This window comes from Deinococcus arboris, from assembly GCF_009755355.1.
Taxonomy (GTDB): Bacteria; Deinococcota; Deinococci; order Deinococcales; family Deinococcaceae; genus Deinococcus; species Deinococcus betulae.
Map to the genome: position 1 here is coordinate 46,412 of NZ_WQLB01000003.1, position 23,292 is coordinate 69,703.

The 23,292-nt window shown below is 67.7% G+C and carries 25 protein-coding genes and 1 tRNA gene; 10 read left to right on the top strand and 16 right to left on the bottom strand.

Translation table 11 applies throughout. The features are described from left to right. Nucleotides 1–131 precede the first annotated feature (131 nt). Entirely contained in the window at nucleotides 132–1,058 is a 927-nt protein-coding gene (locus tag GO986_RS03055; protein ID WP_369409112.1) for a hypothetical protein, read from the bottom strand. A gap of 136 nt (nucleotides 1,059–1,194) precedes the next feature. Further along, nucleotides 1,195–3,498 (bottom strand): endonuclease MutS2, encoded by a 2,304-nt coding sequence (locus GO986_RS03060; protein WP_198170373.1) that lies wholly within the window; start codon nucleotides 3,496–3,498, stop codon nucleotides 1,195–1,197. 622 nt (nucleotides 3,499–4,120) lie between these two features. On the opposite strand from GO986_RS03060, the gene GO986_RS03065 reads away from it, so the two are divergent. Next, complete coding sequence (locus GO986_RS03065) at nucleotides 4,121–4,585, top strand: thioredoxin domain-containing protein (RefSeq protein ID WP_157457758.1); 465 nt, start codon at nucleotides 4,121–4,123, stop codon at nucleotides 4,583–4,585. A 15-nt stretch (nucleotides 4,586–4,600) separates the two neighbouring features. Here the strand turns inward: GO986_RS03065 and GO986_RS03070 are convergent, their stop codons facing one another. Then, nucleotides 4,601–5,878 (bottom strand): replication-associated recombination protein A, encoded by a 1,278-nt coding sequence (locus GO986_RS03070; RefSeq protein ID WP_369409113.1) that lies wholly within the window; start codon nucleotides 5,876–5,878, stop codon nucleotides 4,601–4,603. Nucleotides 5,879–5,971: 93 nt separating this feature from the next. Here GO986_RS03070 and GO986_RS03075 point away from each other — a divergent pair, with 93 nt between their 5' ends. Beyond that, complete coding sequence (locus tag GO986_RS03075) at nucleotides 5,972–6,250, top strand: hypothetical protein (protein WP_157457760.1); 279 nt, start codon at nucleotides 5,972–5,974, stop codon at nucleotides 6,248–6,250. A 160-nt stretch (nucleotides 6,251–6,410) separates the two neighbouring features. Here the strand turns inward: GO986_RS03075 and GO986_RS03080 are convergent, their stop codons facing one another. From GO986_RS03080 to GO986_RS03095, 4 genes are all read right to left on the bottom strand, one after another. Then, nucleotides 6,411–6,641, bottom strand: coding sequence for a hypothetical protein (locus tag GO986_RS03080; RefSeq protein ID WP_157457761.1), 231 nt, complete (start codon nucleotides 6,639–6,641; stop codon nucleotides 6,411–6,413). A 34-nt stretch (nucleotides 6,642–6,675) separates the two neighbouring features. Further along, the gene (locus GO986_RS03085; RefSeq protein WP_157457762.1) at nucleotides 6,676–7,119 is read right to left on the bottom strand and encodes an NUDIX domain-containing protein; all 444 of its coding nucleotides are present in this window, start codon (nucleotides 7,117–7,119) and stop codon (nucleotides 6,676–6,678) included. A gap of 161 nt (nucleotides 7,120–7,280) precedes the next feature. After that, nucleotides 7,281–8,375 (bottom strand): App1 family protein phosphatidate phosphatase, encoded by a 1,095-nt coding sequence (locus GO986_RS03090; protein ID WP_157457763.1) that lies wholly within the window; start codon nucleotides 8,373–8,375, stop codon nucleotides 7,281–7,283. A 215-nt stretch (nucleotides 8,376–8,590) separates the two neighbouring features. Next, nucleotides 8,591–9,397, bottom strand: a complete 807-nt coding sequence (locus tag GO986_RS03095) for an SDR family NAD(P)-dependent oxidoreductase (protein WP_157457764.1) — start codon at nucleotides 9,395–9,397, stop codon at nucleotides 8,591–8,593. 63 nt (nucleotides 9,398–9,460) lie between these two features. Here GO986_RS03095 and GO986_RS03100 point away from each other — a divergent pair, with 63 nt between their 5' ends. After that, a complete protein-coding gene (locus tag GO986_RS03100) occupies nucleotides 9,461–10,633 on the top strand; it encodes a S8 family serine peptidase (RefSeq protein ID WP_157457765.1) in 1,173 nt (390 codons plus the stop codon). Between the two features lie 305 nt (nucleotides 10,634–10,938). Here GO986_RS03100 and GO986_RS03105 read toward each other — a convergent pair whose 3' ends face one another. Both GO986_RS03105 and GO986_RS03110 read right to left on the bottom strand, forming a co-directional pair. After that, the gene (locus GO986_RS03105; protein ID WP_157457766.1) at nucleotides 10,939–11,493 is read right to left on the bottom strand and encodes a DinB family protein; all 555 of its coding nucleotides are present in this window, start codon (nucleotides 11,491–11,493) and stop codon (nucleotides 10,939–10,941) included. Continuing rightward, nucleotides 11,490–12,500, bottom strand: coding sequence for a tRNA dihydrouridine synthase (locus GO986_RS03110; protein ID WP_157457767.1), 1,011 nt, complete (start codon nucleotides 12,498–12,500; stop codon nucleotides 11,490–11,492). The genes GO986_RS03105 and GO986_RS03110 overlap by 4 nt, the downstream gene beginning before the upstream one ends. Nucleotides 12,501–12,666: 166 nt before the next feature. Between GO986_RS03110 and GO986_RS03115 the strand changes: the two genes are divergently transcribed. Genes GO986_RS03115 through argB form a run of 3 tightly spaced genes read left to right on the top strand, consistent with a single transcriptional unit; the run spans nucleotide 12,667 to nucleotide 14,346 of the window. Further along, nucleotides 12,667–13,173 (top strand): GNAT family N-acetyltransferase, encoded by a 507-nt coding sequence (locus GO986_RS03115; RefSeq protein WP_157457768.1) that lies wholly within the window; start codon nucleotides 12,667–12,669, stop codon nucleotides 13,171–13,173. Between the two features lie 33 nt (nucleotides 13,174–13,206). Further along, on the top strand, nucleotides 13,207–13,554 hold the full coding sequence (locus GO986_RS03120) for an Imm51 family immunity protein (protein WP_157457769.1): 348 nt from the start codon (nucleotides 13,207–13,209) through the stop codon (nucleotides 13,552–13,554). 42 nt (nucleotides 13,555–13,596) lie between these two features. Then, a complete protein-coding gene (argB, locus tag GO986_RS03125) occupies nucleotides 13,597–14,346 on the top strand; it encodes an acetylglutamate kinase (protein WP_369409114.1) in 750 nt (249 codons plus the stop codon). Between the two features lie 33 nt (nucleotides 14,347–14,379). Here argB and GO986_RS03130 read toward each other — a convergent pair whose 3' ends face one another. The 3 genes from GO986_RS03130 to GO986_RS03140 form a co-directional block, all read right to left on the bottom strand. Next, entirely contained in the window at nucleotides 14,380–14,946 is a 567-nt protein-coding gene (locus tag GO986_RS03130) for a GNAT family N-acetyltransferase (RefSeq protein WP_157457770.1), read from the bottom strand. A 30-nt stretch (nucleotides 14,947–14,976) separates the two neighbouring features. Beyond that, complete coding sequence (locus GO986_RS03135; RefSeq protein ID WP_157457771.1) at nucleotides 14,977–15,309, bottom strand: hypothetical protein; 333 nt, start codon at nucleotides 15,307–15,309, stop codon at nucleotides 14,977–14,979. Nucleotides 15,310–15,555: 246 nt separating this feature from the next. Continuing rightward, a complete protein-coding gene (locus GO986_RS03140) occupies nucleotides 15,556–16,710 on the bottom strand; it encodes a VanW family protein (protein ID WP_157457772.1) in 1,155 nt (384 codons plus the stop codon). Between the two features lie 145 nt (nucleotides 16,711–16,855). Between GO986_RS03140 and GO986_RS03145 the strand changes: the two genes are divergently transcribed. Continuing rightward, nucleotides 16,856–17,821 (top strand): TIGR01777 family oxidoreductase, encoded by a 966-nt coding sequence (locus GO986_RS03145; RefSeq protein ID WP_157457773.1) that lies wholly within the window; start codon nucleotides 16,856–16,858, stop codon nucleotides 17,819–17,821. Nucleotides 17,822–17,870: 49 nt separating this feature from the next. Here GO986_RS03145 and GO986_RS03150 read toward each other — a convergent pair. Beyond that, nucleotides 17,871–17,946 (bottom strand) — tRNA-Trp (locus tag GO986_RS03150). 271 nt (nucleotides 17,947–18,217) lie between these two features. On the opposite strand from GO986_RS03150, the gene nth reads away from it, so the two are divergent. Genes nth through GO986_RS03165 form a run of 3 tightly spaced genes read left to right on the top strand, consistent with a single transcriptional unit; the run spans nucleotide 18,218 to nucleotide 20,889 of the window. Beyond that, a complete protein-coding gene (nth, locus tag GO986_RS03155; RefSeq protein ID WP_157457774.1) occupies nucleotides 18,218–18,877 on the top strand; it encodes an endonuclease III in 660 nt (219 codons plus the stop codon). After that, a complete protein-coding gene (locus tag GO986_RS03160) occupies nucleotides 18,874–20,130 on the top strand; it encodes an MFS transporter (protein ID WP_369409116.1) in 1,257 nt (418 codons plus the stop codon). The genes nth and GO986_RS03160 overlap by 4 nt, the downstream gene beginning before the upstream one ends. A gap of 36 nt (nucleotides 20,131–20,166) precedes the next feature. Continuing rightward, nucleotides 20,167–20,889, top strand: coding sequence for a zinc ribbon domain-containing protein (locus GO986_RS03165; protein WP_157457775.1), 723 nt, complete (start codon nucleotides 20,167–20,169; stop codon nucleotides 20,887–20,889). A gap of 191 nt (nucleotides 20,890–21,080) precedes the next feature. On the opposite strand, the gene GO986_RS03170 is transcribed toward GO986_RS03165, so the two are convergent. Genes GO986_RS03170 through hemC form a run of 3 tightly spaced genes read right to left on the bottom strand, consistent with a single transcriptional unit; the run spans nucleotide 21,081 to nucleotide 23,227 of the window. Next, nucleotides 21,081–22,049 (bottom strand): asparaginase, encoded by a 969-nt coding sequence (locus tag GO986_RS03170; RefSeq protein ID WP_198170374.1) that lies wholly within the window; start codon nucleotides 22,047–22,049, stop codon nucleotides 21,081–21,083. 58 nt (nucleotides 22,050–22,107) lie between these two features. Further along, the gene (locus tag GO986_RS03175; protein WP_157457777.1) at nucleotides 22,108–22,266 is read right to left on the bottom strand and encodes a hypothetical protein; all 159 of its coding nucleotides are present in this window, start codon (nucleotides 22,264–22,266) and stop codon (nucleotides 22,108–22,110) included. 31 nt (nucleotides 22,267–22,297) lie between these two features. Continuing rightward, nucleotides 22,298–23,227, bottom strand: coding sequence for a hydroxymethylbilane synthase (gene hemC / locus GO986_RS03180; protein WP_157457778.1), 930 nt, complete (start codon nucleotides 23,225–23,227; stop codon nucleotides 22,298–22,300). Nucleotides 23,228–23,292: the final 65 nt, after the last annotated feature.

A 23,292-nucleotide genomic window follows, 5' to 3' on the forward strand; every position in this document is an offset into this window, starting at 1 on the left:
AGGAACCAGGGCGGTGCCTAGTCGCAGCGTTAGGCCAAGTCCCGGCCAACAGCCTCTTGTCTTTTCGCGGCCTCAAAGGGCTGTGCTGCCGCTCTGCGCCTCCTTCCAGTCGGGTTCAAGCAACCTTCGTCTTACCGGGGCTGCACCGCCAGGCCAAAGCGCCAGCGGTTGGCCCCCGGGGCGGCCTCGTGCCACTCGTAGCCCACGCTGCCGCCCACCATGACGGGCACGCCGTCGGCCCGCAGCAGAAGGTCACCGTCCAGCGTGCTGATCTTGCTGGTCCAGTCGCGCCCAGCACGGGCACGTACCAGGCCCACCCCGAAGCCAGCGCCGCCGGGGCGGTAGGCCAGACTGGCCGCGCTGGCGTGGTAACGGCTCAGGCCGAAATCAGGAATGGCCACTTCCCCTACCGCGAAGCGCTCGAAGTGAGAGGCGTCCAGCGAGAGCCCAGGTGCCAGTCGGGCGTTCAACGCCAGCGTGGTATCCAGGCTGCCCTGCGCCTTGCCCTGCACCGGGAAGGCGTACATGCGCGCCGTGGCGTACACCGCCGTGTTCACTGAGCCCAGGACCTTGCCGTAGGCCCCGCTGACCTCGGTCTGGGTATACGGCGCCGTCACCGCACCCTGCTGCGCTGCGCCCACATTGTTCAGCACGCGCACGCGGCCCTCAGCGAGTTGCGAGGCGTAGCCCAGGGTGAAGCGCGAGTGGGCCCCCTTGCCCTGCACCACACCGCTCCACTGCAGGCCAGCGGCAGGCGCCGAGGTCAGTTCGGCCCTGGGCACGTTGTAAAAGACCCCCACAGCGGCCGACAGGCTGCCCATCTGGGCACTGACGCCGTAATCTACGTACGTGGGGGCTTTCACGAAGGTCAGGCGCACATTGGTTTTGAGGGGCAGCGGCAGGGCGCGCACCCCAAAGCCCTCGGTGGAGGACGCCACCGCCTGCGTGCTGCCAAAGCGGCTCAGGTAGTCGGGGGGCAGCTGAAAGCCGCCAATAGAGGTCTGGGCGGCAGCTGAGGACGCAAGGGCCAGAGCAGCAAGGAAAGCAGAAACGCGCACCCGCCTATGCTGCCTGCCCAACCTGAGGATTGCTAGCCGGATTCCTGGGGCCGTCTCACCGGGGCGCTGGCCGCAGCGGTGGTCGCTGGTTGGCACAGGACTACTGCACACCCACCAGGCCCACGCAAAATCTCTCTCAGCGCCGGATATTCACGATGGTAACGCCGTGGCCACCCTGGTTGGCCTCGGCGTCGTGAAAGGACTCCACCCGCTTCTCACCCTTCAGGTAGTCCCGCAGGAGCCTTCGCAGGACGCCCTGCCCCTTGCCGTGTACCACGCGCAGGGGGCTTTCCTTCAGGGCGTGGGCTTCCAGAATGGCGGCGCGCAGTTCTTCCACAGCTTCTTCCACACCCAGGCCGCGCAGCTGCAGCTCATTCTGAAAGGTGCTGGCGGTGGTGCCCGTAAAGCGCGGTCCACGGGTCTTGGGCGCCCCGGCGGCCACTGGCGCCACCTCGGGCTTCAGGCGCACGTCGCGGCGCTTGACGCCCACCTTCATCACGCCCAGCTGCACCACCAGGTCGTCGCCGCGCAGCTCCAGAACCTGCCCAGCGGCGTTGTAGGCGGGCACGTCCACCCGGCTGCCCACCCGGATGGGGTCGCCGCGTTCCTCGCGCACCAGAGGCGCGGGGCGGGCCTTCTGGGCGGCCACCCGCAGCTCGCGCAACTCCTGCATGACGCGGGGGCGGGCGCTGTCTTCCTGGGCACGGGCGCGCAGGGTCCGCACCCGCTCGACGGCGTCGGCATACAGCGACTCGGCTTTCTGGGAGGCCTCGGCCAGCATCTCGTTGCGGCGGCTTTCCAGGGTTTCCCGCTCGGCGCGGATGCGGCCCAGTTCGGCCTCTGTTTGCTGGCGGGCGCCGGTGGCGGTCTCCAACTGGGCGCGCAACTCGGCCCGCTCACGTTCCAGCCCTTCCAGCATGCGTTCCATCAGGCCGGCGTCCGGGCCCAGCAGCGTCTCGGCGCGGGCCAGCACATCTTCCGGCAATCCCATCCGCTGGGCAATCGCCAGCGCAAAAGAGCGCCCCGGCTGTCCCACTTGCAGGGCGTAGGTGGGCGCCAGGGTCTCGAGGTCAAAGCCCATGGAGGCGTTTTTCAGGCCTGGCGTTTCCAGAGCAAACAACTTCAGCGGCGAGAGGTGAGAGGTGATCACCCCGCGCGCGTCCTGGGCCAGCAAGGTCTCAATCATGGACTGAGCCAGGGCCGCGCCCTCGTTGGGATCGGTGCCGGACCCCAGTTCGTCCACCAGCACCAGGGTGTCAGGTGCGGCGTGGCGCAGCACGTAGCGCAGGTGCTTGAGGTGCGAAGCGAAGGTCGACAGGCTGGCTTCGATGCTCTGCTCGTCGCCAATGTCCACCAGCACGTCGCGCACCACCGGCAGCCGTGCGCTGGCCGCCGCCACATACAGGCCGCACTGGTGCATCAGCACCGCCAGCCCCAGGGTCTTGATGGTGGCAGTCTTGCCGCCCATGTTGGGGCCGGTAATCAGCAGCAGCCGGGTCTCGCCCAGCATGAGGTTGTTCGCCACCGGGTTCTCGATCAGGGGGTGACGGACCTCGCGCAGGTCGTACTCGCCCGCCCTGGCCTCCTCGGGCCGGTTCAGGCGCCAGTCGCGCGCCAGCTTAGCCTTGGCGGCAATCAGGTCCAGTTCGCCCACCGCCGCGAGGGTGAGGGGCACCGCGCTGTCAGAAGCCAGCAGACCCGACAGCTCCGTGAGAATGCGCCTGACCTCAGCTTCTTCGTCGAGAATCAGGCGCGTGAGTTCGTTGTTCAGCTGGGTGACGGCCGCCGGTTCTACAAAATACGTCTGTCCGGTGGCGCTGGCGTCCACGATGATGCCCTGCACCTGACCGACGCGGCTGGCCTGTACCGGCAGCACGTAGCGGTCGCGGCGAATGGTGACGATGTTTTCCTGAAGGACATCGGCCCATTTGTCCAGTGTGGCGGCCAGCTTTTCACGGATGCGGCTCCGCAGCGGCTCGATACGTTTGCGCAAGTCGCGCAGCCTGGGGCTGGCGTCATCGCGCACGGCGCCGTCCCGGTCCAGGGCCGACAGCACCCGGCGCACCAGTTCGCTGTGGTCCCCCAGGTCCTGCGCCACCTCGCGCAGTGGCCCGCGTGAATTGGCCTGAATGGCGCGCTTGACCGTCATGGCCCCGTCCAGCGAATACGCCGCGTTCAGGAGTTCCTGGCCGGCCAGCACCCGGCCTTCCTGGGCGCGGGCGTGCAGGTCGCGGATGTCCTGAATCCCGCCCAGGCTCAGACTGACGCCAAACAGGGCGTCCTCGACCTCGTCCAGCTCGCGCGCAATCCGCGTCCCGTCGTCGCTGGGCCGCAGGGCGCGGGCGCGCTCGGCCCCCAGCGTGGTGGCGCTGCGCTCGGCCAGGGCCGACAGTACGCGGGGGAAATCCAGGGCAGACAGGGCGCGGGCATCAAAGGACATCTCGCTCAGGAGCATACCGGGCGAGTGCTGGGCGCACCGTGCGCCGAGTGGCTTAGAAAGCGTTGACTCAATTGGGTGAGAAGGGGTGTGGCAATAGCAGGGTCATAGCGAGGCGGTGCTGGGCGGAGGTGTTCAGCAAGCCGAGAGATGCGAACCCGGCTTTCGCGTGAGCCCTCACCGCGCGGGCGTTGTCCTCCTGGGGTTAACAAGCAGGCGCCGCCATACAGGACGCTGCGTGCGGAGAACACCGGCGAACCTGCGGCCCCAGGCCACGCTCTGTTTGCTCAGGCTCACCTCAGGGCCAGTCCCCAGGGTTGGCTGGCCCAGGGCGCGAACGCCTGACCTGGTTGAATCTGCTGTGTCTGGAGAAAAACCGTATGCAAACCATCTGCCCACTCGATCAAGTCCGGCACGTCCTGCCCCAAAGGAAATAACGAGCCTGCACGGCAGCCTCATCGCGCGCTGTCGTCCCAGAAGACCCAGATATAGATATGCGGCGCTTGCCGCCAGCTGCTCAGCAGCGGTACGTCGGCTAAGGCGGGCGGCTGACAAGTGATGGTCATGGGAACGCCCGTGTGCATCCTCCCGTACCCGACCGCGTCCACTCCCGGAGGTCTGCCCCATGACAACGACGCCGCCCCGAACGATTCGCTTGAAGCTCCCCCAGCCAATAGGCCGCCTGCTGGCCCGGCTGCTCACGGCCCGCACCGTGCGCCCCGGCGCCGTTATCCTGCCTCCCGCCGCCCTGAAGGTGCAGGGGCCGACGCTGCTGTATTTCAAAACGGAAGCCTGCGTGGCCTGCGAAGGCCTGGACCTGTGGGTGGGACAGCTGGCGGCCAGCGCCGGACTGAAGCTGCGGGTCATTGACGCCCGGCGCGGCGAGGTGCCGCTGCATGCCTACGGCGACGACCTGCTGCTGGACGAGGGCGGCGAGGTGCGGCGCGCTTACGGCATCCGGGTCTTTCCCACGCTGGTGCTGACCAACCCCAGCGGCGACATTGAGCGCGTGGTGATGGCCGTGCCCGAAGACCCGGAGGCGGCCAGACGGGCAGTGACCGCTGGACTGGGGCTCGACTCACCAGCCTAGCCAAGGGGCCAGCGCTTAGTCTGTTTCTTCCCCGTGTGCTTCTTTCAGCTTGCGCCAGCGCCCCTCCACCCGCGCCTCCCAGCCTTCACCAGTGGGGGCGTAGAGGTCCAGTTCTGCGCCGTCCGGCAAGTACGACTGGGCAAACGAGCCTTCGGGGTCGTCAAAGTAATATGCATAGCCCTGGCCGTACCCCTGCTGACGCATCAGGGCGGTGGGGGCGTTGCGTAGGTGTAGTGGAATGGGAAGTGATTCGCCGTCCCGCACCGCATTCAGTGCATTTTTCCAGGCCACATACACGCTGTTGCTCTTGGGGGCCAGCGCCAGATAGACCACCGCCTGTGCCAGTGCCAGGTCACCTTCGGGGCTGCCCAGAAACTCGGCTGTGTCGCGCGCGGCGATGGCCAGCCGCAGGGCCTGGGGGTCGGCCAGGCCGATGTCCTCGGCGGCCATCCGCACAATCCGGCGGGCCACGTAGAGGGGGTCTGCCCCGCCCTCCACCATGCGGGCCAGCCAGTACAGGCTGGCGTCCACATGAGAGGCCCGCACGCTCTTGTGCAGCGCCGAAATCAGGTTGTAGAAATCCTCGCCGTTCTTGTCCATCTGCGGCAGGTGACGGCCAAACGCCTCGGTGACGGCCTCGGGTGTGACCGGGTTGGCGAGGCTGCTGGCGACTTCAAGGGTACTCAGGGCGCGGCGGGCGTCCCCTTCGGCCAGGCGGGCCAGCAGGTCCAGGGCTTCGGGCTGCGCCGTGACGCCGGGCAGGCCCCGGTCATCGGTCAGGGCGCGGTCCAGCAGGCCGCGCACCTCCTCGGTGCTCAGGGCCTGCAGGACCAGGGTGCGGGCGCGGCTGCGCAGGGCCGGGTTGACCTCAAAGCTGGGATTCTCGGTGGTCGCGCCGATCAGGGTCAGCAGGCCCGACTCGACGTGCGGCAACAGGGCGTCCTGCTGGGCCTTGTTGAAGCGGTGAATTTCATCCAGAAACAGCACGGTGCGCTGCCCACGTCCGCGCAGCCGCTCGGCTTCGGCCACCGCGTCACGCACGTCCTTGACGCCTGCGCTGACGGCGGACAGGGCGATAAAGTGCGCGCCGACCTCGCCGGCCAGCAGCCGCGCCAGGGTGGTTTTGCCCACGCCGGGCGGCCCCCACAGAATCAAGCTGCCCAGCCGCCCCGACGCCAGCACGCGCGTCAGCGGTTTGCCTGGCCCCAGCAAGTGCGTCTGGCCCATCACCTCGGCCACAGTGCGGGGCCGCAGGCGTTCGGCCAGGGGAGCTGGCGGATCAAAGAGCGTCACAGGGGCCAGGATAGGCGGGCCAGGCCACCAGCAACGGCGTGACTTTCTTTAAACAGAGGCGCCCAGCGCCCCCAGTCAGGCCAGAATGCAGGCATGGACGAGGCAACGCTGCGGCATCAGGTGGAGCTGGCGAACTTTCCGGCTGGGGTGCAGGTGACCCAGGTGCCGGGCCCTGGGCTGGTGCTGCGCGCCACGCAGCAGGGCGGCGCTGCGGGCCTAGAGGTACAGCTGACCGACGAAGCCGCGCGGCTGTACGGTGAAGGGCCAGCCGTGGCCGTCACACTGGAGCGCCTGAAGCAGGCGGCCGAGGCTGGACTGCCTCAACCTCACGCCGACGGCAGTTTTGAGCGGCTGGTATTTGTAGGGGACTGACCGCAGGAGTTGCGAAATGGGTGATGCAGCGCGCTCGCCCCGATGACACACAGCCGGTCAGCTCAACGCAGAGGGTCGTCTGACAGCGAGCTGCGCACCGTCGCCCCAGCGTCATGGAAGAAAACATAGGGGTGACTCCAGGTCACCCGATTGGTGACCGTCAACCTTCACGGCCGAGCCGCTGCTGAGCCTCTTGCTGACGCTTTTCGACTCGCTGGAGAGTGGCCGTTGATTCCTCGTAGAACGGGTCTTTGACGCTTCCTGCGTCATCAGGCGTCAGCACGCCAACATTCCATAACAGCTGGCCAAATCGCTGGTCTGGCTCAGCGCTCACCGCTTCAAGCAGCAGTTCTAGAATCGCAAAATTGGCTTGTAGACGGGACGGCGTCACCTCCGCACTGTCGCACACCTCCCGCTCAGTCAGTCTAGAGCCCGGCTAGCCACGCCCGCGCAAACTCGCCGGGTTGGCCACGCAAGGTGGGGAGGGCCGTCGGGGCGAAAAAGGCCAGCTCTGCCCCTTCCACGCCGTCTGGCACAGGCACCCCCGTCCAGGCATCCACACGGTACATCGCCGTATAAAAATGGGCCTGGTCGCCGTTGGCGACTGTCCGCAGCGGCGTGGTCAGCAGGTCCAGAAGGCTGGCGGCCTGCACGGTCAGCGCCGTTTCCTCCCAGACTTCGCGCCGCAGGGTCTCCAGAGGCGGCTCGCCAAGCTCGCACAGGCCGCCGGGCAACGCCCAGACCTCTTGCCCCGCCAGCCGCTGGAGGAGAAGGTGGCCCCGCTCATCCCGAATCAGGCCGCACGCCCCCATCAGATTGACGGGTCGGTGTCCAATCTGAGCGCGCAATTCAGCGATGTAGTCGGGCATTGCAGACCAGTGTAGTGGGGACCGTCCGGGGCGCACACCGCTGTTGCCCCCACTCTCCCTTTCTTCACACTTGTAGACCACAAAGTGCTGTGGTCATCCGAACTAGGCTCCAGACAGGCCTGCACAAGTGCGCCGTCAAGCCGCAGCGCCGCCCTCCCGGCTCAGGTCTCGTAGGTCCGGGCCACACTGGTCAGGACACTGCGGTACTCATCCGCCGTAATCAGGCCCATTGCCATCGCGTGACTGGCGGCGTTCAGGCTGTCGGCTGCCAGCACAAGGTCCACCCCCGCCCGGCGCACCTCCTCGCGCAGCTTCATCACGCCCTCGTCGCGGGTGGCCTCGGTCACGTCGCGGATGTACACCGCCAACACGCGGTTGGGGTGACGCTGGACGACCTCGGCGTAAATCTCGGGGTCTTTTTCGCCGCTGTCGCCCACCAGCACGAAAGGCAGGTCAGGAAAGCGCTGGAAGATGCGTTCGATGACGCCGTGCTTGTACCCCCCGTGCCCGCCCAGCAGGTCCATGCCCCAGTTGCGCAGAAACATCGGCCCCAGCGGAATGCGGCGGTAATCCAGAAACTGCCACAGCAGGTCAAAGAGGTTCCAGGGACTGCTGGACACGTAGAAAATCGGGTTGCGGGCCTCGCCATCGCGGGTCAGCGCCCGGTACAGCGCGCCCACCCCCGGAAAGGGCAATCGGGTGCGCGCGTTGCCGGTCAGGACGGTGCTCAGCATCCGTGTGATGCTGGTCACGTCCGACTGAATGACCGTGTCGTCCAGGTCACTGATGACGCCAAAGCGGGCCTGAGCCACCACCTGCACGCGGGCCGTGGCGCTGACCTCGCGGCCCTCGATGTTCAGGCTGACCTGATGCCAGCCGCCGCCCAGGGGCGAGGTGGGCGAGAAAATCAGGGTGAAATAGCCGTCACTGTCGCTGACATTCTCGACAGTGACGCCGTCCATCGTGCCGCGCACCTTGACGCCTGCTACCTCCCGCGAAAACAGGCGGCGCAGGATGTTCTGGGCATTTTGCAGACGGCGGTCGGCCTTGCGCGCCGGAGCGACGGTGCGCGGCAGCAGCACGCGGCCGGTCAGCTCGACGTACTGGGGGGTTCCCCAGCCCACATAGGGCTGCAAAATCAGCTTGCCGCGCGCCCGCCGGGGCTGCACGTAGCCGCTAAAGGCCCGGTCGATCACCAGAATGAGGCGCTCCAGCACCGGCTGAATCGTCTTGAGGGCGGTCTTGACCGGATTCATACAGATTCCGGCCAAATAAACGCGTTTCGGAGTTGGCCCAACTGGAAGGAGAGAGAAAGGGTACGGATTTCGGGAATTGGAGAAACATCCGGCTCTTTCCTGGATGTTGCGGCAATGGACGGAATCCGTATCACAGGGCCCAGTCTAAGGGGCTCTATGAGGTGAGACCCTGAGCAGCGCCTTGCGGGTTTGTACAGGGTCGCGTGCCCCCTGCCCTACGCCGGGCCACGCGGCACATGGTCATAGCGCCGCCAGATGAGGCGCTGCACCATCCAGTCTCCCAGGGCCGGAAACAGCTGCTCAAGCCACACCAGGGGGCGGTAAAACCCCGGCACGGTGGTTTCGGGCCGGGGGCGCAGCAGCACCGCCGCCACGGCGCGCGCCACCACCCCAGGCCCCGGCATAGGGAGGCGGGCGCGGGCGGTCATCTCACTTCTGACAAAGCCCGGCGCCACCAGGCTGACCGTCACGCCGCTGCCCAGCAGTTCTCGGCGCAGCGCCAGCGAGAAGCCGCGCAGGCCAAACTTGCTGGCCGAATACAGACCGTTCGTGGCCGCGCGCCCCGCCACCGAACCGATATTGACGATGTGCCCGCTGCCGCGCGCGCGCATGGCGGGCAGCACCAGCCGGGTCAGCTCAATGGGCGCCTCCAGATTCACGCGCAGCACCCGCAGGGGATCGGGGTCATCCCACCACCAGCCGCGCTCTACGGTGACGCCCGCGTTGTTCACCAGCACATCAATGCGCCCAAAATGGGCCAGCGCGGCCGCAACCAGCGCGCGGCGGGAAGCGTTGTCGGTCACGTCGGCCGGCACGGCAATTACCCGCCCCCCCGAGGCGTCCAGCCGCAGGGCCAGCGCCCGCAGGTCGTCGGCGCGGCGGGCCGCCAGCACCAGCGCGTAGCCCAGGTCGGCCAGTTCCTCGGCGGTGGCCCGCCCGATGCCACTGGACGCGCCGGTGAGCAGCACGACTGGCCGCGCGGTGGGCGCCGCTGCGGGCGCTTCTGTGTGATGTGCCTCCATAGAGCGATGGTAGCCCCAACGCCGACTCAGGTGCGCGTCAGGCGCGGGCCGCAGACTGAGGGGATGAAGCTTCAAGCTCTGGCCTGCGGTGTGCTGGCGGCGGCCCTGCTGGGCGTGGGGGTGGCCGCCCAGAACGTGACCCTGCCTGAACTGGCCCCGGTGACGCCCCTGCCCCAGCCGGCTGCGCCGCCCCTGCTGCCGCTTGTCCCAGCCAGCCCAGCGACCAGCGCGGCGCCTCAGACTGTCATCCCCACCGACCCACTGTTTGCGCGGCAGTGGAATCTGAACGCGGTGCGGCTGCCGCAGGCGTGGGCTCGCCTGGGGCCAACGCACGGCGCCCCGGTGACAGTGGCCGTGCTGGACACCGGCTATGTCCCGAGCACAGAACTGGGGGCGCGGGCTGTCAACGGCTACGACTTCGTGAGCAGCGCGGCCCGCGCGGGCGACGGCAATGGCCGCGACCCCGACGCCCGCGCCGCTGGCAGCTATGCGTACCACGGTGAGGTGATAGGCAACCTGATTGGCGCTGCCCACGATGGACGCGGCATGGCGGGCATCAACCCCCAGGCGCGTGTGGTGCAGGTGCGCGTGGCGGCGGTGGACGGCACTATCGAGGTGCCTGATCTGGTGGACGGCCTGAAATGGGCCGCTGGCCTGCCGGTGCCGGGCGTGCCGCCCAACCCGAACCCGGCCCGGATTCTGAACCTCAGCCTGTACGCCGACTTTATTCCGCTGACTGGCTGTGACCCCCGCGTGCAGGCCGCCGTGGACGCCGTGACGACCAAGGGCGCCCTGGTGATTGCTGGCGCAGCCAACGATGGCCAGGACGCCGCCGGATACTCGCCTGCGGGCTGCCGCAACGTGCTGACCGTGACCAGCGTGACCGAGGCCGGCACCCGCCCTGGCTACGCCAACTGGGGCCGGGCTGTCTCGCTGGCTGCCCCAGGCGGCGACACGGGCCGGGGCATTCCTGCCCTGAGTGCCACTGGGCCGGGCGGCGAACGCAGCCCCAACGGCACCAGTTTTGCCGCGCCACATGCAGCCGGGCTGGCCAGCCTGCTGCTGGGCGTGCGGCCCAACCTCAGCCCGGCCCTGCTGCGCTCTTACCTCACCCGCAGCGCCGCGCCCTTTCCAGGTGGCCGCTGCGACCCTTTGCCAGAGCACAGTTGCGGCGCCGGCATTCTGAACGCCGAGGCGGCCCTGACCCTGGCGCTGGCCTCCAGCCTGGGGAAGTAGGGAGCGAGCGGAGGCCACAGAGGCCACACCTGAGATGTGAGAGAAGCACCCCTCCACAGCTTTGGGGCGGGTGGCCTAATGGGATGGCGGCTTCAAGCGAGTCTCTCCATTGAACCAGGAACTCTGTGATGTAAACGAGTCAAACTCAACGCTGTGACGATCAGACGGTGGAGAGCGTCTGACCGCTGAACACTTGAAGCCTCTTCAACTCCTGAAATGGTTGTGGAGGCTTCAAGCTCGTTTGAGGACAAGTGTGCGGGTCAAGGCAACTGTATTAGGGGTTCTCTGCCCCTCTCTGCCCGCAGTTACAGCTCGTCGTCGGTGTCGTCGGCCTCATCACTGTGGATAGGCGTGCTCTGGGGCCGGGCAAAGCGCATGTAATCCAGCCAGGGGGGCGTGTGACCCAGCTGGCGAATCATCAGGGCAATCTGGGCCGTGTGCCGCACTTCATGGGTCATCACGTTCCAGAGCAGCTGGTCCAGGGTCACGGTGTCGCTGGCAGGGTCGTCCTGCACCAGCTTGACCAGGCGGCCCAGGTCAGGCTGGCCGTCCAGAAAGGCAGCGGTGCGCCGCGTCACTTCGCGGCTGTAGGCCAGAATCCAGCCCAGGTCATACTGGGCCGCCTGCGGCTGGACCCAGTCGTGCGGAAACTGACCCTGCACCCCGTCTCCCAGCACGATGCTGTGAATCCAGTGGTCCTCAAAGTCTGTGACGTGCAGCAGCAGGTCCTTGATGCAGTGAAAGCGGTCACCGGACTCGATCAGGTCGCGGTCCAGGTCTTCGGGAGGCAGGGCGCGCAAAAAGTTCCACAGCTGCTCGCGCGCAGCGGTCAGGTAGGCGTAGTACTCGCGCACGTTCATGAATGACTCATAGCATACTCCGCCGCACTGGGCCCCGTTGCTCTCTGGTCGCCTGCCTGCCCCGACAGCACCCCGGCCAGGGCCGAACGCACGTCCTGCACGGTCAGCACACTCACCAGGGCCTCCCGCAGCTCGGGGAACTCTGGCAGGTAGGCGGGCAGCACCTTGCGCAGCGGGCGCAGGGTCAGGCGGCCACTGGTATCGTCGTAAAACTGCTCCTGCAACTCGGCATGGCGCAGGGCCATCTGAGCGCGTTCCTGGGGCCCTGGCCGGGTCTCGTCGCCAGTGGCCAGGGCGCGAAAAATCCAGGGATTGCCCACTGCGCCGCGCCCAATCATGACGGCCGCCACCCCACAGCCGGCCCGCTCTCGCGCTTGTACCGGGCTCAAAATGTCGCCGCTGCCGACCACCGGCACGTCCACGCTGGCGGCCACGCGGGCAATGGCGTCCCAGTCGGCCTGCCCTGTATAGCGCTGGGCACTGGTGCGGCCATGCACGGTAATCAGGGCGGCGCCCGCCGCCGCCAGGCCCTGCGCGACCTCCACACTGCGGTCTGTATCCCAGCCCAGGCGAATCTTGGCGCTCACGTCGAGCGCAGTGGCACTCTTCATGGCGCGCACCAGCTCGTAGGCGACTTCTGGGGTTTGCAGCAGGCAGGCGCCGCCCCGGCCGCGCACCTTGGGCACCGGGCAGCCCATATTCAGGTCCAGGGCGGCCGGCGCAAACCAGGCTTCCGCGCGCGCCACAGCCGCCGCCAGCACCTCGTTTTCGGCACCAAACAGCTGCACCACGCGGCCCGCCTCGCCGGGGTAGGGCCGGCCCAGGTTCAGTTTTTCGCTGTCGCCCCCCGACACCAGACCGCGCGCGCTGATCATCTCGCTGACGGTCCACAGGGCGCCCTGCTCGGCGGCCAGCTGCCGCATGGGGGCGTCGCTGTACCCCGCCATCGGGGCCAGAACCGCGCCGGGACGCTGAAGGCGCTGGGCATAGAAGCCGGGGGCAGACATCCGCCCAGGGTAGCGCACCGTCCCCCCCCAGCGGGTGAAGTCCGTCTTGGCCGCGCGCTGTGCAGGACTTCACCGCGCCGCGCGGCACGCGGAGTATGCTTCGGCCAGTCCGGCCTCCTTCTCCTAGCACCTTGCTGCCCGCCCCAGCCGGACTCGGGGAGGCCCTTTGAACGTTACGCCGCTGGCGCTGCACCATGCGCCGCTGCTTCACCGCCTGTACAGCGCTGCGCCGGGGTATTTTGCCCTCCTCAGCACCCGCGTGCCCACCCTGAGCGAGGTTCAGCGCGACCTTGAAATTGCCCTGCTGGACCCGCGCCGCAGCCTGAGCCTGCTGTGCGATGAGGGGGGCGAGGTCATTGGCAGCCTGGACTGCAAGCGCAACTTTCCCGAACCCGGCGACCTGACCATCAACCTGCTGCTGATCCGGGAAGACCGCCAGTCGCAGGGGTGGGGTGAGCGGGCCGTGCGTCACCTGGAAGCGCGGGTGCCCCCCGGCACGACCCGCATTCTGGCCAGCGTATTGGGCGACAACCCGCGCGGCGCCCGGTTCTGGGAACGCCTAGGCTACACCTTCGCTCTGGACGCCCGCCCCGTCATGACGTGGTATGCGCGGCCGGTGGGGCAGCCCCCCCAGGCACAGGCGCCTGTGGGCATCCGGGCCGGGCACGATTGACCGCCCCGCCAGGGGCCTGACTGGGGCCAGCAGATGACGCCCCCGACCTCCGACGCGCTTTTTCCACTGCTTCTGGCCGAACACGGCTCCTCTACCAGCTTGCTGCTGACAGACTTTTCGGCGGGCGCCCCGGTGTTCCAGGCCGCTGGCTTCAAGGCAGGCGGGTACGCCTGTCAGGGGGTTGCCCAGGCCCTTATTCGGCTGCATGCCCCCCACCTGACCACGGCGATCCGGTTCGACTCGGAATCCAGTATGTTCACGGCCTACAGCGCTGACCGGGCCGCCCTGCTGGCACTGGCGCAGCTCCTCCAGCAGGCCATGACCGACCCGGTGATGCTCGACGGGGCCCTGCGCCACGCTGACCCCGCAGAACTGGATTAGCCGGCGCTTCCTGGCGCCCGGCCCGCCCCTACACTGAGAGGCGTGATTGTCAAATACGGCGGCAATGCCATGAAAAGTCCCGAACTCCGCCGCGCGGTGGCCGCCGAGATTGCGGCGCTGCGCGCCGAGCAGCCAGTGGTCGTGGTTCACGGCGGCGGCCCCGTCATTGAACAGGAACTGAGCGCGCGCGGCCTGACCAGTGAATTTCGCTCTGGCCTGCGCGTCACCCCGCCCGGCGCCATGCATGTCGTGGAGATGGCGCTGTGCCAGCTGAACAAGCAGCTCAGTCAGGACATCGGCGGGGCTGTGGGCGTCATGGGCCGCGATGACCGTCTGCTGCGCGCAGAGGTCTTTGATCCTGCGCTGGGGCGTGTAGGACAGGTGACCGGGGTCAACGCCGAGTTGCTCCGGACCCTGCTGGGCGTGGGCCTGACCCCGGTGGTGGGCTGCGTGGCGGTGGACGAGGGGGGCGAGGCGCTGAACATCAACGCCGACACGGCGGCCGGTGCGGTGGCAGGCGCGCTGGGCGAGGGCATCGTGTTTCTGACCGATGTGGACGGCGTGTACCGCGCCTACCCTGACCCGGCCAGCCTCACCCCCCACCTGACCCGCGCCGAGGTGGAAGCGGGCATAGCAGAGGGCTGGATTGCGGGCGGCATGCTCCCGAAGGTGCGCGCTGCTCTGGACGCCCTGACGCGCGGCGCCCCTTTTGCGGTCATTGCCAGCGGGATGAAAGCTGGCGTGCTGGCCCAGGCGGCACGCGGGGAAGCAGGCACGCGGCTGACGCCGTAAGGGACCAGAGGCAGCAGCCCTGAACCGCCGGCCTCACTGCACCCGGCTGAACACCAGCGTGTCGCGTAGCCGCCCCGGCTCGGCGGGGCACACATCGTCGTTCACCAGATGGGCGTCCAGGCGATAACCCAGTGCAGCGGGGATGCGGGCACTGCGACTATTGGCCGGGTCGCAGCGAATTTCCAGGCGGCGAAAGCCCAGCCCACCTAAGGCCAGGGCTGTCAGGGCACGCGCGACCTCTTCGGCGTAGCCCTGGCCGGTGTGGGCCGTGGCCACCCAGTACCCTATCTCGCCCTTGGGCACGCGCCAGTCCAGCGCGTGAAAACCGCTGCTGCCCAGCAGTTCGGTGCCTGCCGGATTCCAGATGTGATAGCGCAGGGCTTCGCGGCTGTCGAAACGTTCGGCGGCGGCGCGCAGGTTCTCTTGTGCGCCTTCCAGAGTCTGTGGAGTCTGGGCCCAGTGCATCCAGGGCCGCAGTTCGGGCAGCGAGGCATTGACGGCCGCCACCAGGGCCGGCGCGTCGGCGGGGTCAGGGCGGCGCAGCCACAGGCGCGGCGTACGAACCTCCGCTGGAATAGCAAGTGTCACGGGGCGCAGCATAACGGCAGGCCCTGCCTCACCGGCAGCAGCCTAGAAGTGGGTGCGGAAGACACCAGCGCGCGGGGCCGCTTTGGCCCTGCTGGGCGCGCGGCGGGTCGCGTCCAGGTACACCAGGCGCAGCAGCTGCCAGCGCTTCAGCCCAGGCCGCTGCCGCTGCTTGTGCAGAACGCTCCGTTCCAGTGCGGCGCGGTTGCCTTTCAGGGCCGCCAGCACGCGGGCTTCCCAGTACACGTCCTGCGCGTTGTCCCGCCGGGCGCTGCCATGCGGAATGGTGGAGTAGCGGGACTTGCGGCCCGTGAACGCGCTGAGCAGCAACGCTGCCGCGCCCAGAACCAGAACGACGAGCAGGATTGTCAGGGACACAGGCACAGTCTATGCCGGTTAGCCTGCGCAGACGAGGAACTTTTACACGATGTCAGCTGGCGTTCAGACAACTGACAGCAGAACTCAGCATGGCTGATAGGTATGATCCTTAACCACGCTGAGGCGAACACACTGAGTGTCCGTTAGAGAGCGCGGCGAAAGCAGGGTTGAGGAGCGTTGGTGGCTCCTCAATGGAACTGGCAGCCGCTGTGAGGCAGCAGGTCTGTTGCCCTGCTGACTTGCGCCTCAATTCAGGCGGTTATCCCCAGGGCTAACGCCATACACCGCTCCCCAGGGTTTATAGACGCTCTTGAGGGTGTCTTTGCCCACCACTTTGCCCGCGACCTTGATGGTGCGCGTGAGGACGCTGGTCATGCCCTGCATCGGCTGGTCCAGCAGGCGGCGGCCCCCTGGCGCCACCCGGTCGTCCGGCGAGTAGCTGGGGCTGGCCGGCGGCTTAAAGTCGGTAATGACCGGCTTGCTGATGCTGACCTGCCGGCCAGTGTTGGCCCCAAACACGTCAAAGCGCAGGGTGTCAGCCGCCGTGTCCCAGCTGGCCTGAACAAACAGGTGCGCGCCCGTGTCGTTTTTCATGCGCAGGTTCTTGCTGGGGGCGTACACCGTCGCCTCGAAGCCCACCGGGTCGTAGTAGCTGACGCGGTGGCTGTGCTCGTGCCGCTCGGTGATGGGCAGTCCCGCCTGATATAGCGCGCGGAAGATGGTCGTGCTGACCTGACAGATACCGCCGCCGTCCTCCTTGGTCAGCGTGCCGCCGCTGATGACAAACCCCTTCACAAAGCCTGTGCTGGCGTCAATCTGCCCAATTTCCTCGTTGAAGTTGAATTCGTGGCCCGGCGCAATAAAGAAGTTGTCCAGCTTGCTTGCCCCCACCAGCACGTTCTTTTCCCGAAAGTCTGGGCTGCCCGCATAGCTGCTGGTGCCGGCGGCCACATGCCACAGCACGCCGCGCTGGGCCAGCACCTCCACGCTGCGCGTGGGCGTCACCCGTTTATAGGCCACCGGCGCGCTGCCCTTGCCCGCCTTGATGGCTTTCAGCAGGTTGGCCTTAGTGGCGTCCCGGTCAAAGACCCAGCCGGTCTGCCCCTTGGCTATCCAGCTGCCTCCCACATTGCGGAAAACCGCCGGTTTGGGCACGCGGGCTTTCAAGGTCTTTTCAATCTTGTCCAGCACGGGCGTGAAGGTGCTGCTGACTTTGCTGTACTTCTTGCTGGCTTTTACGCCGGCCGCGGGCAGCGCCCAGGACTTGAGGATGCGCTCCTCCTTGACCTCGCCCTTGCGAATCTGAGGCTCGGTGGCCGTCAGAATCAGTTTGAACGGTTGCTGGGCATGTGCGCTGCCCAGCAGGGCCAGGGTGACCAGGGAAGAGAGAAGGCGCCTCATCACCTCAGGCTAGAGAGGCAGGGCTGGGCAGCGGTGAAGCGGCGTTGCGCCGGCCCTTACGCCGCCTTGCCCGAAAGTTGAGCCTTCTGGGGCACCCCTGCCCCCAGGGGCACCTGTCTGGCCAGGCGCGCCGTAGCGTGACCGCATGACCACGCCGGAAACCTCTGTGGGGCAGCGACTGGTAATTGCAGGTGGCTCGGGCTTTCTGGGCCGGGCCGTGACGCGCTTTTTTGCGGCGCAGGGCTGGGAGGTCGTCATCCTATCGCGCAGCCGCCCCCAGCACCCGCTGCCCGCGCGCTGGGTGGGCTGGGACGGCGTGACTCAGGGCGAGTGGGCGCGCGAGCTGGACGGCGCCGCTGCCCTGCTCAACCTGGCCGGCCGCAGTGTCAATTGCCGCTACACCGCCGCCAACATGCTCGACATTTACACCTCGCGCCTGGACAGCACGCGGGCGCTGGGCCGGGCCGCCGCTGCGGCCACCTCTCCTCCGCCCGTGTGGCTCAATTCCAGCACCGCCACCATTTACCGAGACGCCCGCGACCTGCCTCAGGACGAGGCGGCGGGTGAGCAGGGTCAGGGCTTCAGCGTGGACGTGGCCCGGCGCTGGGAGGCCGCTTTTCTGGAGGCCGACCTGCCAAACACCCGCCGCGTGGCCCTGCGCACCGCCATGGTCTATGGCGTGGGCGAAGGCGGCGTGATGGAAACCACCGACCGCGTGGTGCGCCTGGGCGGCGCCGGGCCGATGGCGGGCGGGGGTCAGCGGGTGTCCTGGATTCACGAGCAGGACTTCTGCCGCGCAGTAGCCTTCCTGATCGCCAGAAACCTGAGCGGCCCCGTGAATGTCAGCGCCCCCGAATCGCCCACCAACGCCGAGTTTTTGCGGGCATACCGCAAAGCCTGGGAGGTGCCGCTGGGTGTACCGTCAACTGCCTTCCTGATCCAGTTGGGTGCCCGTGTCATGGGCTCCGAAGCCGAGTTGCTCCTGAAAAGCCGCTGGGTGGCGCCAGGGCGGCTGCTGTCGGCGGGCTTCGCCTTCGACTTCCCCGCCTGGCCCCAGGCGATAGAGACGCTGGTGGCGCAGGCCCGCCGGGAAGGCCATCAGGGCCGCTAGAGGGAACGAAGGCAAACCCCCCGCCAGCATTCGGCGGGGGGTTTGTTCGTGGCGGGCCCTGTAGGACTTGAACCCACGACCTACGGTTTTGGAGACCGCCGCTCTACCAACTGAGCTAAGGACCCGTTCTCGCGCCGCAGCGCGGGCGTGTGCAGAGTAGCAGAGGGTCTGGGGCCGTGCAAGGGGCAGGGCTCATAGGGAATCGGATTGAGCCGAGCAGAATGCCGGGTGGAATCTGAGCGGACTTGCAAAGCCCCGCAGGAGAGCGAGAAGGTACGGATGCCGCTCAATGACGGCACAGCCGGCAGGGCACCGGCTGCGCCTCATATATCGCAGCATCCGATCAGCCAAATGGCGCAGCCGACACGCTGGGCGCATGCTCTAGGGTGAGCAGCGATGACCAAGCAAGCGGCGCAGCGTCCCAGGGGCGCCCAGGTGCGGGCAGCGCAGGTGCTGCCGGCCCTGCACACCCTGTACCCGGACGCCAAGACGGAACTGGCGTTCCGTAATCCCTTCGAACTGCTGGTGGCCACCGTCCTGAGCGCCCAGGCCACCGATGTCAGTGTGAACGCCGCCACCCCAGCCCTATTTGCCGCTTACCCCGACGCCCACGCCATGAGCCTGGCCCAGCCGGAAGACCTCGAACCCCTGATCCGGCGCATCGGACTGTACCGGGGCAAGGCGAAGAATCTGGCGGCGCTGGCGCGGCTACTGGTCGAGCGGCACGGCGGCGAGGTGCCCAACGACTTTGACGCCGTGGTGGCCCTGCCCGGCGCTGGGCGCAAGACGGCCAATGTGGTTCTCAGTAACGCCTACGGCTACCCAGCCATTGCGGTGGACACCCATGTGGGGCGCCTGAGCCGCCGCCTGGCCCTGAGCGTGCAGACCAACCCGGACAAGGTTGAAGCCGACCTCCAAACGCTCTTTCCGCGTGACCGCTGGGTCTTTTTGCACCACGCGCTGATTTTGCACGGGCGGCGGGTGTGCATGGCCCGGCGCCCCCTGTGCGGGGCCTGCGTCATGAACACGTTCTGCCCGAAAGTGGGCGTGGAGTGACCGGCCCTGGTTCCGGGCGGGGACAGACCTGGCGCTTTTCAGGGCAGGTGTGGCTGTTTCTGGCGTCGGTGTTCGTGTTTGGGCTGTCGCAGGCGTTTACCGCCCTGTTCCTCAATTTTTATCTGCGGGCGCTGGGGCTAGGCGCCGAGTGGCAGGGTGTCATGAATGCGCTGCCGGCCCTGACGCTGGCGGCCCTGAGCCTGCCCGCCGTGGCGCTGGCCCGGCGCATCAGCAACGCGCACACCCTGAAAGTCGGCGCGGCCCTGAGCCTGCTGGGCACTGTGCTGCTGGCGCTGGCACAGGGGCCGCTGCTGGTGGTCCTGGGCGCGCTGGTGCAGGGTGCGGGCGCCGCGCTGAGTGTGGTGTCGGGTTCGCCCTTTATGGCCGACAACAGCACCGAACGCAGCCGCGTCACGCTGTTCAGCGTGCAAAGCGCCCTGATGACCGGCGCGGGCTTTCTGGGGAACCTGCTGGGCGGCCAGGTGCCATCGCTGTACGCGGCGTGGACGGGCAGCGAGCCGGACGGGCTGGGCGCCCTGCGCGCCGCGCTGCTGGTGGCGGCGGGGCTGCTGGCCCTGGGGCTGATTCCGGTGCTGGGCCTGCGCGCTAGCGGGCATACAGTGCGCGAAGGCCGCAGCTTCCGGGTACGCGACCGGGCGACGATGGCGCGACTGGTGCTGCCCAACGTGCTGGTGGGGCTGGGGGCGGGGGCCACGATTCCCTTCCTGAACATCTTTATCGAGGGCAAGTTCCGCATTAGTTACAGTGACCTGGGCACGCTGTTCGCCTGGACCAGCCTGGCAACGGCTGCCACGGCCCTGCTGCAGCCCCTGCTCGTCAAGCGGCTGGGCCAGTTGCAGGCGGTGCTGCTCGTGCAGGCCAGCAGCCTGCCGTTTCTGGCGATGCTGGGCTTCGCGCCGAGCCTCTGGCTGGTCACGGCGGCGCTGTTTACGCGCGGCGCCCTGATGAACGCGGCGGGGCCGGTGTATTCCGCCTACGCCATGAGCGCGCTGCCAGAAGAAGACCGGCCCATGTACTCGGCCGTCAACGTGATTGCCTGGGACGCTGGCTGGGCCGTCAGCAGCGTGCTGTCCGGAGTGGTACGCGGCCTGCTGCCGTTTGGCGCGGCTTTTCACGTGCTGTTCGCCTGGACCCTGCTGATGTACGCCAGCAGCGTGCTGGCCATCTACCTGGGCCTGTACCGCCGGGCGCGCATGAAGGGGGCCGCAAGTCCACTTTCTCCGCCCGCGTGACGCTGAATGCAGCATTGGGGGGTAGACTGCCTGGTGATGAGTGACACGTCTCCCCTTCGCCGCCTGCACCGCGTTCAGGAACTTGACCTGAACCTCGACCGCCTGCGCGACGAGGAACAGAACATTTCCGGCGAGCTGCGGGGCGCCCGCGCCGAGCAGGAGCGCCTGAACAACGACCTTGAAGACACCGAAATTACCCTGGAAGGCGTGCAAAAGCAGCTGCGCCAGCAGGAACTCGACCTAAGCGGCACCCGCGAGCAGATTGCCCGCGCCCGTGAGGAGCAGGAAAAAAACGCCTTTGACGCCCGCGCGCAGTCGCAGTACGGCAGCCGCATTCAGATGCTGTCGGAACGCGCCGACGAGATGGAAGAGGACCTGGGGCCGCTCAAGGCCCGTCAGCAGGAACTGAACGAGCGCTCGGCCGATCTGCGCGCCCAGCACCGCACCCTGCGCCCCACCTTAGGCGCCTTGGAGGAGCAGGACGACGCCCGCGTGCAGGACCTGCGCGACCAGGGCGCGGCTGACCGCCAGGAACGCGCCGATCTGGCTGCCGCCCTGGACACCCGCACCGTGCGCGAATACGACATGATTCGCCGCGCGAAAAAGGGCCTGGGCGTGGTGGAAATCAAGGCCGGGCGCTGCTCGGGCTGCAACGTTAACCTGCCGGTGAACGTGCAGCAGAAAGCCGCCCAGGGCAAACTGCCCCCGGTGAAGTGCCCCAGCTGCGGCCGCTTCCTGATCCGGTTGGACCTGGCGTAAGCAGACCAGAAGTGCCGCGCCCCCAGCATCTGCTGGGGGCGTCACTTTTTGTAGGTTGGACGGCTGCCGTCTGTTTCGGCAATTACTCAGGAGAGGACCGAGTCGCAGACTCCGTCCCTAAGAGCCCTCCTATTCCCACCCACTCCCCTCAGAGTTCACCCTCTAGGCTAAGGACTTAATCGGCGTCCATCTTAAAACTCGTCGCGGTCGAACACGGCCGCAATCTGCTCGCGGCTCAGCCCCTGCCCCAGCAGAATCAGCAGCAGCAGGCGAGCCTTATGGGCGTTCAGAAAACTGGCTGGGATAGCGCCCGCTTCCACCAGCGTTGCGCCGCCGCCCGCGTACCCGTACACCGGCAGCACGGGCCCGGCGTGGGTGCGCGTGGCGATCACCACTGGCTTGTCCGTGGCTCGAATCAGGGGCAGCAGTTCGGCGGGCAGGTTGCCGGTGCCCAGGGCGGCAATGACTAGGCCATCAGCCCGCGCGGCGGCCTCGGCGTAGCCCTCGCCAGTCCAACCCGCGTAGGCGTACAGGATCTCCACCTTTGCCCCCAGGTGCGCTGGGTGGTAGGTGGCACGCGGCTCGGGGACTGCAAAATAATGAACGCGTGCGCGCGTACCCTCGCGGTCAATGCGGCCAATGGGACCGGGATAGCCGCCAAAGGCGTCCACCGCCGTCGTGTGAATTTTGGTCACGGTGCGCGCGTCAAAGATGTCCCCGCCAATGACCACCAGCGGCCCCCGGCCCCGGCTGCTGGAGTGCAGCGCCACATGCGCGGCGTCCAGCAGGTTGGCAGGGCCGTCCCAGGACACCTCCTCGGCGTGGCGCATGCTGCCGGTCAGCACCACCGGCAGCGGCACGTCCAGCAGCAGATGCAGCGCAAACGCCGTTTCTTCCAGCGTGTCGGTGCCGTGCGTGACCACCACGCCGTCGTGCGTGTCGGCCAGGTCCCGAATTAGCGCGGCCAGTTGGCCCATGTGGGCTGGGGTGACATGCGGACTGGGGAGGTTAAACGGCTGGGCGTCCGTGACCGTCACGCCCTCCAGGCCGGGCAGGCTGGGGGGCTGCTGGGGCGTCAGGCCGCGCCCGTCGGGACTGGGACGGCTGGCAATCGTGCCGCCCGTGTGAATCACCGCGAGGCGGGGCGCTGGAAGGGACATGCCCGGCATCCTAACGTGCCGGCCGAGCGGAGCGTCCAGCGCGAGGGACTGCCGGGGCCTACCGGCGACGCAGCCGGACCCACACCAGCGCCAGCACAAAGACGGCCAGGGTCAGCGGCAGTTCGGTCATCAGGGCGGCTTCCACCTCAGACCCGGCGCGGGTGCGCTGCCACACGCCAATTCCCAACCACAGCAGCGCGGCCGCCAGGGCGGTCAACACCTGCTGAAAGAGGAGCGGCACCCCGGCGTTACTCGCGCGCCGCGTCGATCAGGGCCTGGGCACCCTGACCCAGCATGTCAGCGGCCAGTTCGGCGCCCAGGTCGGCGCATTCGCCGGGGTCGCCCTGGGTGGTGCCGCGAATCACCTGCGTACCGTCCAGCGCACCTACCCAGCCTTCCAGGGTCAGCAGGCCGCCCTTGACGCTGGCGTGCGCCCCCACCGGCGCCATGCACCCGGCGCCCAGCCCGGCCAGAAACTCGCGCTCGGCGGTAATGCGGTCGTCGGTGGTGTGGTCGTGGATGGCGTAGGCGACTTCAATGCTCAGGTCGTCGTCGGCGCGGGTTTCCAAGGCCAGAGCGCCTTGCCCAGGGGCCGGCAGAATGATGTCGGGCTCCAGAAACTCGTCAATGCGGTGGCGCATTTCAGTGCGAATCAGACCGGCGGCGGCCAGCACGATGGCATCGTATTCATCGCCCGCCAGCGCGGCCAGGCGCGTGTCAATGTTGCCGCGCAGGTTCACGATCTGCAGGTCCGGGCGGAAGGCGCGCAGGAAGGCCTTGCGCCGCACACTGCTGGTGCCCACACGGGCGCCCTGCGGCAACTCGGCCAGCTTTTTCATGCCCTCTTTGCCAATCAGAACGTCGCGGGCGTCCACCCGGCGCGGAATGGCGCTGACCTCCAGGCCCTCGGGCTGCTCGGTGGGCAGGTCCTTGAGGGAATGCACGGCAATGTCAATCCGCTTGGCCAGCAGGGCGTCCTCAATTTCCTTGACCCAGAAGCCCTTGTCGCCCTTTTGCGCCATCGCTTCCAGGCTGCCCCGGTTGCGGTCGCCGCCCGTGCTGATGGTCTGAATCCGGAAGTCCGTCTCGGGCCACTCCTCTTTCAGCCGGGCCACCACCCAATGGGTTTGTGCGAGCGCCAGAGTCGAGCCGCGCGTGCCTACCGTCACCATCCGCATAACCCAAGCAGTATACGGGCTGACCACGAGGACGGGCGGTCGGCCTCTGCCCGTGCGGCACAATG

Excerpts from the sequence above, each read along its gene's own strand:
- nth (WP_157457774.1), top strand. The coding sequence starts at position 18,218 with ATGACCAAGCAAGCGGCGCAGCGTCCCAGGGGCGCCCAGGTGCGGGCA.
- GO986_RS03090 (WP_157457763.1), bottom strand. The coding sequence starts at position 8,375 with ATGAATCCGGTCAAGACCGCCCTCAAGACGATTCAGCCGGTGCTGGAG.
- GO986_RS03095 (WP_157457764.1), bottom strand. The coding sequence starts at position 9,397 with ATGGAGGCACATCACACAGAAGCGCCCGCAGCGGCGCCCACCGCGCGG.
- GO986_RS03100 (WP_157457765.1), top strand. The coding sequence starts at position 9,461 with ATGAAGCTTCAAGCTCTGGCCTGCGGTGTGCTGGCGGCGGCCCTGCTG.
- GO986_RS03130 (WP_157457770.1), bottom strand. The coding sequence starts at position 14,946 with ATGCTGCGCCCCGTGACACTTGCTATTCCAGCGGAGGTTCGTACGCCG.
- GO986_RS03145 (WP_157457773.1), top strand. The coding sequence starts at position 16,856 with ATGACCACGCCGGAAACCTCTGTGGGGCAGCGACTGGTAATTGCAGGT.
- GO986_RS03170 (WP_198170374.1), bottom strand. The coding sequence starts at position 22,049 with ATGTCCCTTCCAGCGCCCCGCCTCGCGGTGATTCACACGGGCGGCACG.
- GO986_RS03085 (WP_157457762.1), bottom strand. The coding sequence starts at position 7,119 with ATGCCCGACTACATCGCTGAATTGCGCGCTCAGATTGGACACCGACCC.
- hemC (WP_157457778.1), bottom strand. The coding sequence starts at position 23,227 with ATGCGGATGGTGACGGTAGGCACGCGCGGCTCGACTCTGGCGCTCGCA.
- GO986_RS03120 (WP_157457769.1), top strand. The coding sequence starts at position 13,207 with ATGACGCCCCCGACCTCCGACGCGCTTTTTCCACTGCTTCTGGCCGAA.
- GO986_RS03165 (WP_157457775.1), top strand. The coding sequence starts at position 20,167 with ATGAGTGACACGTCTCCCCTTCGCCGCCTGCACCGCGTTCAGGAACTT.
- GO986_RS03140 (WP_157457772.1), bottom strand. The coding sequence starts at position 16,710 with ATGAGGCGCCTTCTCTCTTCCCTGGTCACCCTGGCCCTGCTGGGCAGC.
- GO986_RS03105 (WP_157457766.1), bottom strand. The coding sequence starts at position 11,493 with ATGAACGTGCGCGAGTACTACGCCTACCTGACCGCTGCGCGCGAGCAG.
- GO986_RS03075 (WP_157457760.1), top strand. The coding sequence starts at position 5,972 with ATGGACGAGGCAACGCTGCGGCATCAGGTGGAGCTGGCGAACTTTCCG.
- GO986_RS03060 (WP_198170373.1), bottom strand. The coding sequence starts at position 3,498 with ATGTCCTTTGATGCCCGCGCCCTGTCTGCCCTGGATTTCCCCCGCGTA.
- GO986_RS03065 (WP_157457758.1), top strand. The coding sequence starts at position 4,121 with ATGACAACGACGCCGCCCCGAACGATTCGCTTGAAGCTCCCCCAGCCA.
- GO986_RS03110 (WP_157457767.1), bottom strand. The coding sequence starts at position 12,500 with ATGTCTGCCCCCGGCTTCTATGCCCAGCGCCTTCAGCGTCCCGGCGCG.